This is a genomic window from Vreelandella sp. L-15 (assembly GCF_056857635.1).
In genome coordinates, this window is record NZ_JBSXNN010000101.1 from 39,810 (window position 1) to 53,994 (window position 14,185).

The 14,185-nt window shown below is 50.0% G+C and carries 11 protein-coding genes; 7 read left to right on the forward strand and 4 right to left on the reverse strand.

Annotation, left to right across the window (positions count from 1 at the left end):
* Window positions 1-106: 106 nt before the first annotated feature.
* From dnaK to AC13CY_RS16290, 4 genes are all read left to right on the forward strand, one after another.
* Entirely contained in the window at window positions 107-2,038 is a 1,932-nt protein-coding gene (gene dnaK / locus AC13CY_RS16275; RefSeq protein WP_062360542.1) for a molecular chaperone DnaK, read from the forward strand.
* A 109-nt stretch (window positions 2,039-2,147) separates the two neighbouring features.
* On the forward strand, window positions 2,148-3,287 hold the full coding sequence (gene dnaJ, locus AC13CY_RS16280; protein WP_044629463.1) for a molecular chaperone DnaJ: 1,140 nt from the start codon (window positions 2,148-2,150) through the stop codon (window positions 3,285-3,287).
* 81 nt (window positions 3,288-3,368) lie between these two features.
* Complete coding sequence (locus AC13CY_RS16285) at window positions 3,369-3,998, forward strand: hypothetical protein (protein ID WP_483052808.1); 630 nt, start codon at window positions 3,369-3,371, stop codon at window positions 3,996-3,998.
* A 1-nt stretch (window position 3,999) separates the two neighbouring features.
* Window positions 4,000-6,201, forward strand: coding sequence for a DNA sulfur modification protein DndB (locus AC13CY_RS16290; RefSeq protein ID WP_463005105.1), 2,202 nt, complete (start codon window positions 4,000-4,002; stop codon window positions 6,199-6,201).
* Here AC13CY_RS16290 and AC13CY_RS16295 read toward each other — a convergent pair.
* From AC13CY_RS16295 to dndB, 4 genes are read right to left on the reverse strand one after another with little or no spacing between them, the layout of a single operon-like run.
* A complete protein-coding gene (locus AC13CY_RS16295; RefSeq protein WP_463005106.1) occupies window positions 6,198-6,506 on the reverse strand; it encodes a DndE family protein in 309 nt (102 codons plus the stop codon). The genes AC13CY_RS16290 and AC13CY_RS16295 overlap by 4 nt on opposite strands.
* A complete protein-coding gene (gene dndD / locus AC13CY_RS16300) occupies window positions 6,496-8,490 on the reverse strand; it encodes a DNA sulfur modification protein DndD (RefSeq protein ID WP_463005107.1) in 1,995 nt (664 codons plus the stop codon). Before dndD ends, AC13CY_RS16295 begins: the two co-directional genes overlap by 11 nt.
* Complete coding sequence (gene dndC / locus AC13CY_RS16305; RefSeq protein WP_463005108.1) at window positions 8,487-10,094, reverse strand: DNA phosphorothioation system sulfurtransferase DndC; 1,608 nt, start codon at window positions 10,092-10,094, stop codon at window positions 8,487-8,489. The genes dndD and dndC overlap by 4 nt, the downstream gene beginning before the upstream one ends.
* Complete coding sequence (gene dndB / locus AC13CY_RS16310; protein ID WP_269061851.1) at window positions 10,091-11,206, reverse strand: DNA sulfur modification protein DndB; 1,116 nt, start codon at window positions 11,204-11,206, stop codon at window positions 10,091-10,093. The genes dndC and dndB overlap by 4 nt, the downstream gene beginning before the upstream one ends.
* A gap of 216 nt (window positions 11,207-11,422) precedes the next feature.
* Between dndB and AC13CY_RS16315 the strand changes: the two genes are divergently transcribed.
* The 3 genes from AC13CY_RS16315 (at window position 11,423) to carA (ending at window position 14,153) form a co-directional block, all read left to right on the forward strand.
* Window positions 11,423-11,704 (forward strand): DUF2218 domain-containing protein, encoded by a 282-nt coding sequence (locus AC13CY_RS16315; RefSeq protein ID WP_483052809.1) that lies wholly within the window; start codon window positions 11,423-11,425, stop codon window positions 11,702-11,704.
* 114 nt (window positions 11,705-11,818) lie between these two features.
* Complete coding sequence (gene dapB, locus AC13CY_RS16320) at window positions 11,819-12,625, forward strand: 4-hydroxy-tetrahydrodipicolinate reductase (protein WP_044629465.1); 807 nt, start codon at window positions 11,819-11,821, stop codon at window positions 12,623-12,625.
* A 382-nt stretch (window positions 12,626-13,007) separates the two neighbouring features.
* Window positions 13,008-14,153 (forward strand): glutamine-hydrolyzing carbamoyl-phosphate synthase small subunit, encoded by a 1,146-nt coding sequence (gene carA, locus AC13CY_RS16325; protein ID WP_483052813.1) that lies wholly within the window; start codon window positions 13,008-13,010, stop codon window positions 14,151-14,153.
* Window positions 14,154-14,185: the final 32 nt, after the last annotated feature.

Below are 14,185 nucleotides of genomic sequence, written 5' to 3' on the forward strand. Positions count from 1 at the left end.
GCGGCAAGCGGCCCCCAAATAAAGGTCAACCCCGCGGGATAAGCCCGCAACTTGTTTAAAGAGCAAATTTTTTAGTTTTGTAACAACTGAATTCGAGGTTTTTGCTATGGGACGCATTATTGGTATCGACCTGGGCACCACTAACTCTTGTGTGGCCGTGCTCGATGGTGACAGCGCTAAAGTCATTGAAAACGCCGAAGGCGGTCGTACCACGCCTTCTATCATTGCCTACACCGACGACGGTGAAATCCTGGTAGGCCAGGCCGCCAAGCGCCAGGCCGTGACTAACCCGGAAAACACTCTTTACGCCATCAAGCGTCTGATCGGCCGTCGCTTCAAAGACGACGTCGTTCAAAAAGACATCAAGATGGTGCCCTACAAAATCGCCGAAGCCGACAACGGTGACGCGTGGGTAGAAGTAAAAGGCAAAAAAATGGCGCCGCCGCAGGTGAGCGCGGAAGTGCTGAAGAAGATGAAGAAGACCGCCGAAGACTATCTCGGCGAAGCGGTCACCGAAGCGGTCATCACCGTACCGGCCTACTTCAACGACAGCCAGCGTCAGGCTACTAAAGATGCGGGCCGCATTGCCGGTCTGGACGTCAAGCGTATCATCAACGAGCCGACCGCTGCTGCTCTGGCCTACGGCATGGACAAAGCCCGTGGCGACAAAACCATCGCAGTCTACGACTTGGGTGGTGGTACCTTCGATATTTCCATCATCGAAGTCGCCGACGTGGATGGCGAAACGCAGTTCGAAGTATTGGCAACCAACGGTGACACCTTCCTGGGTGGTGAAGATTTCGACCTCGCGTTGATCAACTATCTGGTCGATCAGTTCAAGTCGGACAGCGGTATCGATCTGTCTGGCGACAACCTAGCTATGCAGCGTCTGAAAGAAGCCGCCGAGAAAGCCAAAATCGAGCTTTCCAGCGCGCAGCAGACCGACGTGAACCTGCCGTACATCACCGCCGACAACACTGGCCCGAAACACCTCAACGTGAAGGTGACCCGTGCCAAGCTGGAGTCGCTGGTCGAAGATCTGGTTCAGCGTTCGCTCGAGCCGTGCAAGATGGCGCTGAAAGATGCAGGCCTGTCCGCGTCTGAAATCGACGAAGTGATCCTGGTCGGCGGTCAGACCCGCATGCCGTTGGTTCAGAAGAAAGCGGCAGACTTCTTCGGTAAAGAAGCCCGTAAAGACGTGAACCCGGATGAAGCGGTTGCCGTGGGCGCTGCGATTCAGGGCGGTGTATTGGGTGGCGACGTAAAAGACGTTCTGCTGCTTGACGTTACCCCGCTGACCCTGGGTATCGAAACCCTGGGTGGCGTGATGACGCCGCTGATCGACAAGAACACCACCATCCCGACCAAGAAGACGCAAACCTTCTCGACCGCGGATGACAACCAGACCGCCGTGACCATTCACGTCGTTCAAGGTGAGCGTAAGCAAGTGTCGCAGAACAAGTCGCTGGGTCGCTTCGACCTCGCCGACATTCCGCCGGCACCGCGCGGTGTGCCGCAGATCGAAGTGGCGTTCGACCTCGATGCCAACGGTATTCTGAACGTGTCTGCCAAAGACAAGGCGACCGGTAAAGAGCAGTCCATCGTCATCAAGGCGTCTAGCGGCCTCTCCGATGAAGAGATCGAGCAAATGGTACGTGATGCCGAAGCCCACGCGGACGAAGACAAAAAGTTCGAAGCGCTGGTGCAGCTGCGTAACCAAGCGGACGGCATGATTCACGCCACCCGTAAGACCGTTCAAGAAGCGGGCGATAAGGCCACCGATGACGAGAAACAGGCCATCGAAAACGCCATCGCCGAACTGGAAGAAGCGGTGAAAACCGATGACCAGGACGACATCCAGAAGAAACTGGATGCGCTGACCGAAGTCTCCGGCCAGCTGGCGCAAAAGATGTACGCCGAACAGGCAGAAGCGGCCCAGGCGGGTGGTGAAGGTGCTGAAGAAGCCAACACCAAGCAGGACGATGACGTGGTTGACGCCGAGTACGAAGAAGTCAACGACGACAAGAAGAAGCAGTAACCCACCTCTTTCTGCCAAGGAAAGTGGTGACGCGGGAGGCAACTCCCGCGTTGCTGTTTCCGCGGCCGAGACGCCTATAGTGTGTAGCTAACCAGGAGGCGTAGGACCCATGTCCAAACGCGATTATTACGAAGTCCTGGGTGTCGAAAAAGGGGCCGATCAGAAAGAGATCAAAAAGGCCTATCGCCGTCTGGCGCAAAAATTCCACCCTGATCGAAACCCGGACGATACCTCCGCAGCGGAAAAATTCCGCGAAGTGTCGGAAGCTTACGAAGTTCTGAGCGATGGTGAGAAGCGCGCGGCCTACGACCAGTTCGGCCATGCCGGTGTGGATGGCCAGGGCGGCGGCTTCGGTGGCGGCGGCGCTGGCGATTTCAGCGATATCTTCGGCGATGTGTTTGGCGATATCTTCGGTGGCGGCGGTGGCCGTCGTCGTGGGCCCAACGCACCTGCACGGGGTTCCGACCTGCGCTACAACCTAGAGCTGGATCTAGAGAGCGCAGTGGCGGGCACCACGGTGGATATTCGCGTCCCGCGTCATATTGAGTGTGACCGCTGTGACGGTGGCGGCGCCGAGCCGGGCTCCACCAAAGAGACCTGCCCGACCTGTCATGGTCACGGCCAAGTACGCATGCAGCAGGGCTTCTTTGCGGTTCAGCAAACCTGCCCGACCTGTCACGGCAGTGGCCAGCACATCAAAGTGCCGTGCCACAAATGTAACGGCGAAGGGCGCGTGCGCGAAACCCGCACCCTCTCGGTGAAGATTCCGCCGGGTGTGGATACGGGAGACCGTATTCGTCTCAACGGCGAAGGCGAGAGCGGCGTGAACGGTGGCCCGGCGGGCGATCTGTACGTTCAGGTGTCCATTAAGCCGCACCACATCTTCAAGCGTGACGGTAAGCACCTGCAGTGCGACGTGCCGATCAACTTTGTTGATGCAGCGTTAGGTGGCGAGCTGGAAGTGCCCACGCTAGATGGTCGCGTGAAGCTGAAGATCCCGCCGGAAACCCAAACCGGCAAACTCTTCCGCCTGCGCGGCAAAGGCGTGAAGCCGGTACGCGGCGGTGCCCCCGGCGACCTGCTGTGCAAAGTAGTGTTGGAAACGCCCGTCAACCTCAACGACGAGCAGAAAGACCTGCTTCGCCAGCTGCAAAAGAGCTTTGATGACAGCAATAGTCATAGCCACTCGCCGAAAAAGACTGGCTTCTTCGACAGCGTGAAGAAGTTCTTTGAAGAGATGAAGCCGTAAATTAAACCATCTTAGGAGCCTGTCGTTTGATTATTCGGCAGGCTTTTTTTATGCTTGTCTAAAAATGTATCAGAGTATGCTATGAATATATCTCCGAAAATTACGCCTGATACAGTCAGCAAATACATATATTTCACCACTCCTCGCGAGTTGGATGCTGTCTCAGACGATTGTCAGGGGGTGTACGGATGGTATGCGCCACCACCAAGTAAAATTTCTCCGCCAATTGATGAAAAAACTTACTCACATTATTCTGCTATTTGTAGGTCTGCAGGTAGAGAACTACTAAAAGGCAAGAGATACTCAACTGAAGTTTTTAGACAATCTTTGCCGCAGCAGAGTTATTATGTCAATAAGCTTAGTAATCGTCATGTCATAGAGCTATCAGCTGTGGCCACAGTTTTTTCAGCACCACTTTATGTCGGCAAAGCATGCGGTAAAGAGGGTGTAAAGAGAAGATTGCTTGATGAGTCTAAAAGTGAAGATTTTAAAAGAAAATTTTTAAGACTGGCCGCAGGTAATGATGCGATGCCCAGCTTTAATTTTAAAAATTGTCTAATAAAGTATGTTGACGTAAGGTCTTTGCTTATAGATGGTTTGTCGGTTGAGTTGGAGCAAGTGGATTATATTATCGAAGATGCTTGTAAGTTTCTTGAGCAAGCAGTTTTTTGGGCAGCTTTTCCGCCTCTAAATAAAAAAATGGGAGTATGATATGAATTTTAAAATGTCTTTAGATTCTTTTAAGCAAAAAAAAGAGTCTAGCACTTATTATTGTACGTTTTCTGAGCAAAAATATAATGCGCTACACAAAGTTTATGTTATGTCAGGAGCCACAGAAGTGGCAAATGTCAAGAAAAATAAAGATATAATGCTTGTTGATGATTTGCGCGGCGATGAATTGTGGGGCATGCATCAACTTATACAGCGCAACATATCTCACTCTCGAGTCGATGAAATTGTAGCAAATTATCTTCAAAATTCCACAAAAGCTGTGAAGTTTTTTCCTTCTATTACTGTAGTTTTAGTTCCAAAAGAGGGTAAAAGGCCAGGTAATCGATATGCAAATAGTGATGATAATGGCTTGAATATAGATGGTGTTAGTATTTCACATCCTGGTGCTGAGGATAAAAATAAACTTTTTAATAATGTGCCAGTGGAACTGAAGTGGGACAAAGATAAAATTTCTGCGGTTGTTGTTGATGGTCAACATAGAGTAGAAGCGTTGAGGCGGTTTTACCATGGAGAAGGCTCTGAGGGGGAAAGTAGTATTTCTGTCTCATTTGTTATTTTTGAAAACTCTGATGATTTGCCGGTAGTAGACGCTACTAGACAGCTATTTATTGATGTAAATAATACTCCTAAAAGAGTTTCTGAGCAAAAACTTATTTTTATTGATGATAGAAATCTTCTTAGAAGAATTAGTTCTCGTGCGCTTGGTGCTTTACCACCTGGGGGGAACTCGGAAGAAGATCCTTACCAAAAACTACATAAAAAAGGGTGCTTTTCCTTCACATCACTTGATTATGTGAATAAGTATTTAGTTGGTGAAGATGGTAGTGATGATGAGGATATAAATACAATTTTCAGAAGCCATGAAGGTCTTTTTCCATGGGAAATTACTCACATACTGACATTGCATGATAATTTGATCCAATCAATATTGTTATCAGATAGTGGTGTCGTTGACGGCAATGCTAGCTTAGTTAAAGTATGTCGTATCATTAATGAGAATATCCTTGAGAATTTACTAGATGATGCTCTTTCGGGGTGGCCTGAAAATCTTGATGATTTGCCTGATTTTTTAAGAAATAATGGCTTAGAAGAAGGCGAGCAAGAAGCGTTTATACGCTTAACCGAGCTGCGTTTGAGTTATTTAGAGGCATTAAATGAAATAAACGAATCAGGCGAGTTGAAAAAAGAAAGAGATGAAAAAATTAGAGGCTTGAAGCTACAGTATGCTACTAAGTACGAGTCTTTAAGAGCTTTCGATTTTTCTGTAAAAAGCACTACGAACCTTGTCGGATCTTCGCTGAGTTCAGTTTGTGAAATAGCTTCTAGAGTGTTTAATAGTCTTTGGTTTGTTAGGGAGATACATGATACTTTGACAAATGGAGTAGAGGGTTTTGGCCCAGAAGATGCCTATAAGTTTGTTGTAATGAGTAAGGAGAAGTACTCGTCCTGGAGCCGTAATGGTACGGCTAAGCTAAAAAAAGCTCGTGAAGAGTACGTGAGCATTAATGATTTTAGTGAAGCCAAAAGTTTGGCATTGAAGTCTTTTATACAAAAGCTAGAGTTTCAAACTAGTGGTAATTTATTAAGGACTTTAGTAGGTCAACAAATGCTCTTTGGTTATCTAGATACAAAAGATCGTCTTAAAGATGGTGATTTGTCTTATCTTAATGAGCATTTGGGTGAGCTTGTTCAGCCAATTAATAATTTAGGGTTGGCTGGTTATTTTGATATTAAGAAAGTGGTGAGTTTTACTGTATGTGGATTTGTTTTAGGTTTGTCACCATGGGAAGGATTGATAGTTAAAAATGGTGCTATGAGTCCTGGGCCTAATAATGCTGCAAAAGGTAGTAAATTGTTAAATTTAATTTCTCATGAAGTTAAGATTCGTTCTGATATTTCTAGGAAAAGGGTTGGTATGAGTGATTATAATTCAGTGATTATGTCCTATGGCTCACGCGTGTTTGAAAAGCTTAATGTTGAAATGACCATAGACTCCATATGGAGAGAGCTCATTAATAGTAGTTGTTTGAATTATTTAACGGAAAACGAAGCTAATAACTTTACCTCTCCTGACTTTCCTGATGCCGAGAGTGCATCATACCCTCGGCTGGTTAAAAAAGTTTTAGGCGGCATGTATTATGAGAGGGTCTATGAAGAAATGCTGCCGATAATGAATAATTAGAGGCTGTTTTCAATATGCAGGGCCCATAATAAAGCGGCTTCATCGGGTGATGCAGAGGGGTAGAGGTTCTTTAATGCAACCTCTACCAATGCCTGACACTCACCTAACCAAACTGCTTTATCAAGTTTGATAATCCCCATAGCAGGCCTTTCTAGATCTTTTAAATTTAATATAATGTTGTTTTCTAGTGATAAAAAAAACTTTTCGCTTGCTAACTGGTTAATACTTTCTCCACTGGACTGCTTAATTCGCTTCAAACGATCTTCAGCTTTTTTCGTCAAGGCAATCTTGCGATCAGGAAGCATAGTCAAAATAACCTTCTTTTAACGTTGTGGAGCCAGTAGTTGGGTTGTAAAGCATTTCGTATGTCTTAGAAATGGCCTGGTTGAAGTGCCCAGAGTTATGATGTTCTAACGCTATTTCCGTATCTGTCGAGAGTAAAACGACTTGATGGCTTGCGGTTGGAAAGTAATGATCGATGATCCGTTGGCGATGCTCTGAATCCAGTCGCCCCAGCGGGGTGTCGATAATAATGGGTAAACGCTTGCCAGAGCATTTCCCCAGTGCTTCGAGCATGGCCGTGGCGTAAATTTGCTTTTCACCTGCCGATAACTGGTTACGATCTAGCGTCTTACCGTCAGCGTGCTGCAAATTGACGGCAAAGGTGTGCGGGTTGATTTGCGGCGTAATATGTTCGTAGCTTTTTCGAGATAGGCGTTTGAATGACTCACCGAATGCGTGTTCCAGCTCTTTAACTTTGCTGATTTTGGCCTTCTCGATATAGCTCGACAACATATCCCGCACGTTATTCGCCATCTCTATGGCATGGGCATTATCCGACTGAGACTGATGTTCCGCCTCTAGCTTTCTGAGCTTACGTAGGCAATCCATGGCAGCCCTTAGCTCACGCTTGGCATTTTCACGTTTCTCTTCTATTAGGCTATGTAAGCGGCCTTGTGACAGCTGCGCTTCATGTAATTTTGCATACAGTGGTTTGATACGCTGTTCATCCGGTGCGCGCTCTAAATTGGTCGCGCATTCGCTCAGCTCATGCCGTAAGCGCTCTAGCTTCTCTTCTAAGGTATCTACTTCTTGCTTTTGCCTAGGAGCCTCAACGGTAATTTGGTGCCGTAAGCGCTCAATCTCGCTATCCGATAAGTCGTGAATTAGCTCTATTTTTTCGGGCTCAACTAGGTTTTTACCGAATGCTTTGGCAATCGCTTCATCTAGCTGCTGCTCTTTACCGGCAAGCGCGCTGGCTAGCTCTTTGCGTAGTGCATTAGCCTGACGTTTAGCGGCTTTGTGGGTGATCAACTGCTTACGGTAGTCGCTTTCTTTGTCTAATTGCTCAAGCAGCTTACCTAGCGCGGTAGGTGCAAGGGCCACTGGGTAGAGCGAGCCTTTCAGCGTGCGAATACGTGCTTTAAGACTATGCTGCTCTGCTAGCAAACGCTCCATGCGTTCTTGTTCGGCAGAACGATTTTCATACCAAGCTCCACCGTGCGCTTCGATTTTTTGCTCTTGCTGGGCGATATCAGCTTTTAAGTTATGCAGTTGGTCTTCTAAGGCTTCTTTCGCGTCTCGCTCGATTTGGTAGTTGGTGTAATAGCGTTGGTAATCGCTCTCTAACTGCTCCGCTTCCTTACGAATGGCGTCAGGGAGACGGCCCTTGGCGTGGTTGCGGATATATACGCTCAAGTCAGCCCGTAACTTGCTGACAAGGTCGAGCCCTAGCAAGCGTTCAATAGCGTTCGCCAGTGCAGCATTGCCGTTTGACTCAGCAAGCTCGGCGATTTTTTCGCCATCAAAGAAAAACAGATCCGCAATACCAATAGGGATGAGGTCATTGAGGAAGCTTTGAGCCTGCTCATAGGTTAGTGACTTCAACACTTCATCGTCGCGCGTAATCTGCAGTTTTTCGCTGACCACGCCACTGGTGTCGACGAACCAACTCCGCACGACATCATAGTCATGCGGGTATCCGCCCTTACTGTCGCTAAATTTTAGACGCACGTATGCTCGCCTGTGCGGTGTTTCATTACCGCTAGGCTTATGGATCGAGTCGGCTAGATAGCGATGATAAGTGTCATTGCCTACCTTGTTGCCCAGCGTGCGTCTTCCATACAGGGCAAGTCGCACTGCGGTCAAAATGGAAGTTTTGCCAGCACCATTCAGGCCGCCAAAGAGAATAATCGGCTTTTCCCCACTTAGGCCGTTGGGCCTGAGATCAATTTCGTGGTTGCCGCTATAAACCCTAAAATTGCCTAGCTGGAGTGTATTGAGGATCATTGATCAAGCTCCGCATACTGTAGTTCTAAGCCTGTCAGCAATTCATCATAAACGCTCTTGGCATTACGGGTTTTGCCTTGGTAGGTAGTATTGTCCTGAAACATATCCTGCATCACGCTTTTGGCGTCATGCATGGTAGTCAACGTCATGCTGGCGTCCTGTTTTTTGCTGCGCAGGCTGTCTAAATCACCCCAGTCTTTATTCAGGAGCGTGTCAATGCGTTTAAAAACGCCGTGGCGCTTACTCAATCCATCCAGTGACTGCTCTAGCTGTAACAGCTTGATAGCTAATTCTGTAGGAGTATTGTGCGCACGGCACGCTGAACTGAGGGCTGCTGCATCTTGTTGAGAAAGCACACCCGCTGAATCCTGCATCCATTCCAATTTGTAGCCGTATACGCTGGCATAAATAGAGGGCAGTGTATCAAGAGCATCCGGTTCGTTTGGGTCGTTCAGCCACTCGATGCGGATATGCTTAAGCTCATCTTCATGAATAAGACGGATAGGGTTGCCGTCGTCATTGAGATGTTTTTGAATTTCTAGCAGTTTCTTTACCCATGCTTGGCGATACGACATCCAGTAAGGGCCTGGAATGACCTTTTTTTCGGTAGTGGTGTCGTCGTCAATTTGGCCGCGCGCGTAATGCACCTTACCTGTACGGCGCTTGTGGTTACGGTACTTTGCTTTGTTGTGGGGCTTTGTGGTGCGATAAAGCAGATCCCGAAACGACTTGAGTCGTTTCATCCAAAGCTCGCCTGATTCAATTAACCCTTCCATCGCTCTATCTTTGGTGACAACCGTGCATGTCCAGCAGCCAAAGCGTGAGTTACCACAAGAAGGTGTTTTGGTATCAATCACAATGGGGCATTCGCCCGCATTCGAGTCTTTGTAGAGAGAGAACAGTTGATGGTGTGTTCCACCCCATGGCGTTGGTGCACCCAGTAGGTACATCCACACCTCATCAAAAGACCAATCTTCGATTGGCATGTAGGTGTAGGCGCCAGGAAGTGAGGAGTGTTTAGAGAGCAAAGACCCATCGACTTTGTGTTTGGCAATAACCTGGGCGCGGGAAGCACTTTCTTGGCTGCGGGCCCCCAAAATGACAATCACCTCGCCGTGATGAGTCACCTTATCGAGAATAAAGCTGCTCACCGGATCAATTTTCATCCGCTCCGTACACCACCGAAAATTCTGTGTTGGAGCGGGGTAACCTTTACCTAGTAAATTAACCCAGAAAGTTTCGCTAGCTTTTGGAACGACCTGGTGAGCAGAAAAAGGCAAGTTCTGTTCTTTTGCCCTGGTGTTGATCTGCTCAAGGGTTGTAGAAATCATGTCCACAACGACTGGCGTTTCGACGAGGGTATCCGACGAAACGACGTAAACATGTTTGTGGCGTTCATGAGGCGGTAGCTTTTCTATCGCCGTGTAGATCAGTGACAGCACCGCTGTGGAGTCTTTGCCACCGCTAAAGCCGATGACCCAGGAGCGCTCATCCTCCAAGTATAGAGTTTGAAGCTCTGTAATCAGGTCTGGAAGAGGTCTGCCGGCAAAGCTTTGTGTGGCAAGCATCTCGTCTTGAGAAGCGTAAAGCGTGGCTTCGCTCATGATGTTCTGGCTCCCTCTAGTTCGAGCTGCTTTTCAGACAGGGGGATATCTAGGCGTCGTTTAAAATAACAAGCTAGCAACTCGACAGATGTATGAGATTTAGAAATTCGACCTTCCCGCAGGCAGCGACCTTCCCACTCAGGGTTGGACCTAAGCCAGTTCTCCTCTCTCAAGGGAATAAGCTTTTCTGTGTACCAGTCAGGGTCGAAATTATCTGGTGCTTCATGGCGCAATGAACAACATGCAACCGCAATGGCTTGTAGAAATACGCCATGAGCATGGATGGTGTTTTGACGGAAATGCATAGACTGCTGTCTGCCGTCCATGACAGCCTGCCAATCGCTCATGACGTTACATACCCCCTGCCAGAAGGCGATGCACTGCGAATGCTCAATGGAGCCAACGGCATCACGCTTACGCTTTTCCAAATAGCGCCAGCTAGCATTTTTGATCGCACTCAGCGTAAAAAGCTTCTGTGATTTGAGGGGAAGAGAGCTTTTTTCAACCTCCGTCAGTCGCTTAAAACAGCCTACTTCTTGCATAACGCAGCGTGCCAATGTGGACGCTTCATCGCGCTGGTCAAAAAAGGTATTTAGAGATGGGCTTGGGCGAATTGCATGCCTGTTGAGATCGGCAAACATTTGCTGGCTGCGTCTTAGCCCTTCATCGACAAATAAAAGTACAGGAATGCTGTCATGGCCCAGCTCACGTTTCTTGGTGATCGCGCGTTCAATAGCCGCTCTGCGATGCTGGCCATCGTTGATAAGTAAACGCGCCGAGCGAGGTATGTGTAACGTACCAACTAGTGAAACAATGGTGTTGTCATTGTTCATTGGCTCAAATTCAACTTCCTGATCCAAAGAAGCTGTAATAGCGGGCAGCACGTAGTTATCAGTATTTTGAACCAAATAGTCCGTAATTTCAGGGATGCGCCCTGGATTGATAGCACGCTGAGCACGATCTTCGGCAGGCATGCCGCTGTCGTCATAATGAAACAGCCGGGGTATTAGCCGCAAAGGGCACATGATGGTGTAGCATGCACGCCCTCCTTGCATCCCTCGTAAAGCAGGGAAGTCATGAGTAGTGCTTGCTGGAATCGATGGCTGTCGCATAGTGACGTTTAATTTAACGTAAGTGTACGTTTATTTTAACGTACTGGGCGCTCTATGTGAATCAATTGCACACATAGAATATGAGCTTATATACAGTAATTTATTTTCTTTTATAGAACACGCCGTTGCATCGGATTCTCATTTGCTGCTTGGTTCTTTGCACTGCGAGGATTACGCTAGTGGGTACTTACTCGCTATTGAGATGGAGAGAACACCATGCCGTTATCCCGAGCAGAGATTGCCACCTCGTCTGGTGCGAAATTAATCAACCGCTTGTGCAAGCACTGGTCGCATAAGCTTGAGGTGGAGCACAGTGAGCAGGACGCCAAGATCGTGTTTGCCAGCGGTACTTGCCTGATGCACGCCGAACCTGATTGGCTACTGGTCTCCATCGAAACCCTGGAAGAAGAGCACTTGGACCAGCTAGAGGGCGTAGTCGAGAGCCATCTAATGCGTATGGCGAAAGACGAGTCGCTGGAGATTGTCTGGGAGAATTGAAAGTGCATGAAGGGCGCTGCCGTTAGCGCCGCATCGCTAAGGGTGGTCTGCTATAATTGCGGCCACCTTTTTTGTTTCTAGTTAATGCCAAATAGCGCACGCGTAGGAGTTTCCATGACCCGAATTGCCATTGTAGGCGTAGCTGGCCGCATGGGCCGCACGTTAGTTAACGCTGTTGAGCAACAGGCTGATGCCTCGCTTGCAGGCGGTATTGTGGAGCCGGGCAGCTCCCTGGCGGGCGTAGATATCGGCGAGCTGGCAGGTGTGGGTAAGCGTGGTGTGGCCGCCGTGGATTCGCTCGACGCCATTGTGGATGACTTCGACGTGCTGATCGACTTCACTGCGCCCCAAGTCACCTTGGCGAATCTGGCATTCTGCGCTGAGCACGGTAAGTGCATCGTGATCGGCACCACCGGTATGAACGATGAAGAGCTGGCCGAGCTAGATAGCTACCGCGATAAGGTGGCCATGGTGTTTGCTCCCAACATGAGCGTGGGCGTGAACCTGACGCTCAAGCTACTGGAAACGGCGGCCAAGGCGCTGGGTGATGAAGGCTACGATATTGAGGTGATTGAGTCCCACCACCGCTATAAAGTCGATGCGCCTTCCGGCACGGCCATTAAAATGGGTGAAGTGGTGGCCGAAAGTTTGGGCCGTACCTTGAAAGAGCACGGCGTGTTTGAGCGGGTTGGGCAGTGCGGCCCGCGTACCGATAAAGAGATCGGCTTCGCTACCGTGCGGGCGGGCGATATCGTCGGTGAGCACACGGTGATGTTCGCCACCGAAGGCGAGCGCATCGAAATCACTCATAAAGCTTCCAGCCGTATGACCTTCGCCAAAGGGGCCGTGCGGGCGGCACGCTGGGTGGCCGCTCAGCCGCATGGCCGTTATGACATGCAGGACGTGCTGGCGCTGAGCTGAGCCGTGGGCTTGTGTTAGACCAAGGTCGGCATAAAGCGCTGGCCCTGATGCGCTAAATGCTGTAACATTCCAAAAATTTTGGCCCAGTGGCTGCAAAGAGCAGCAAAATATCTACAGTGAAGAGCTGTAGAGAGAGCACCGCGCTTGTTGCACTGGCCGTTAAGTGGGAAAAGTAGTCAGCTAAATGCTGCGCCATGGCTAACACCGTTATGAAGGCCAAGGAAAGAGAACAACAAGCGGGATGAAACCGATTTTTTATTATCGGCTTCGTCCCGCTTTTTTACGACCCGACGTTTGCACGCAAACGCCGACAACCGGATCGCCGAGCCTGCGCCCACAGGCTCCCACCAGCATGGGAGAACTTGTCTTGAATAACCCCGCATTGAGCAAACCCGCGATATTGGCCCTGGAAGATGGCAGTGTGTTTCATGGAACTGCCATTGGCGCGGATGGAGTCACAAGCGGTGAGGTGGTGTTCAATACAGCCATGACCGGCTACCAGGAAATCCTCACCGACCCCTCTTACACCCGCCAAATCGTCACCCTGACTTACCCGCACATCGGCAACACTGGCATTAACTCTGAAGATGTAGAGTCCGCCTCGATTGCGGCAGCTGGCTTGGTAATTCGCGATCTCCCCCTGCTGGCCAGTAGCTTCCGTTCTGAGCAAACCCTCTCTGATTACCTGAAAAGCCACAACGTGCTGGGTATTGCGGATATCGATACCCGCCGCCTGACGCGTATTTTGCGCGATAAAGGTGCCCAGAACGGTGCGATTCTGGCGGGTGTCGATGCAGAAGGTGAGGATGCCGTCGAGCGGGCGCTGGCGGCGGCGAAGGCATTTCCGGGCTTGAAGGGCATGGATTTAGCCAAGGAAGTCTCCTGCAAAGAGGCTTACGAGTGGTCGGAAGGCGAGTGGGCCTTGGGCGAAGGCTACGCGGATACCACCCAGGGCGAGCGCCCTTACCATGTGGTCGCGTTTGATTACGGCGTGAAGTTCAACATCCTGCGTATGCTGGCGGCGCGCGGCTGCCGCTTGACCGTGGTGCCGGCGCAAACGCCTGCGGCAGAGGTGCTGGCGATGAACCCGGATGGCGTGTTCCTGGCTAACGGCCCCGGCGACCCCGAGCCCTGTGACTACGCCATCAAAGCGATCCAGGAAGTGTTGGAAACCGACACGCCGGTGTTCGGCATTTGCTTGGGCCACCAGCTGCTGGCGCTGGCCTCCGGTGCTAAAACCGTCAAGATGGGCCACGGCCACCACGGTGCCAACCACCCGGTGCAAGACCTGGATACCGGCACGGTGATGATCACCAGTCAGAACCACGGCTTTGCCGCCGATGAAGCGACTCTGCCCAGCAACGTGCGTGCCACGCACCGCTCGCTGTTCGATGGCACCCTGCAGGGCATTGAGCGTACCGACCGCCCGGCGTTTAGCTTTCAGGGCCACCCGGAAGCCAGCCCTGGCCCGCGCGATGTAGCGCCGCTATTTGATCGCTTTATCGCGATGATGCAGGCGCGCCGCTAAGTTAGCCGCGCTGCCTCTCATTGCCTAGTTAC

Excerpts from the sequence above, each read along its gene's own strand:
- dnaK (WP_062360542.1), top strand. The coding sequence starts at position 107 with ATGGGACGCATTATTGGTATCGACCTGGGCACCACTAACTCTTGTGTG.
- dnaJ (WP_044629463.1), top strand. The coding sequence starts at position 2,148 with ATGTCCAAACGCGATTATTACGAAGTCCTGGGTGTCGAAAAAGGGGCC.
- AC13CY_RS16285 (WP_483052808.1), top strand. The coding sequence starts at position 3,369 with ATGAATATATCTCCGAAAATTACGCCTGATACAGTCAGCAAATACATA.
- AC13CY_RS16290 (WP_463005105.1), top strand. The coding sequence starts at position 4,000 with ATGAATTTTAAAATGTCTTTAGATTCTTTTAAGCAAAAAAAAGAGTCT.
- AC13CY_RS16295 (WP_463005106.1), bottom strand. The coding sequence starts at position 6,506 with ATGCTTCCTGATCGCAAGATTGCCTTGACGAAAAAAGCTGAAGATCGT.
- dndD (WP_463005107.1), bottom strand. The coding sequence starts at position 8,490 with ATGATCCTCAATACACTCCAGCTAGGCAATTTTAGGGTTTATAGCGGC.
- dndC (WP_463005108.1), bottom strand. The coding sequence starts at position 10,094 with ATGAGCGAAGCCACGCTTTACGCTTCTCAAGACGAGATGCTTGCCACA.
- dndB (WP_269061851.1), bottom strand. The coding sequence starts at position 11,206 with ATGCGACAGCCATCGATTCCAGCAAGCACTACTCATGACTTCCCTGCT.
- AC13CY_RS16315 (WP_483052809.1), top strand. The coding sequence starts at position 11,423 with ATGCCGTTATCCCGAGCAGAGATTGCCACCTCGTCTGGTGCGAAATTA.
- dapB (WP_044629465.1), top strand. The coding sequence starts at position 11,819 with ATGACCCGAATTGCCATTGTAGGCGTAGCTGGCCGCATGGGCCGCACG.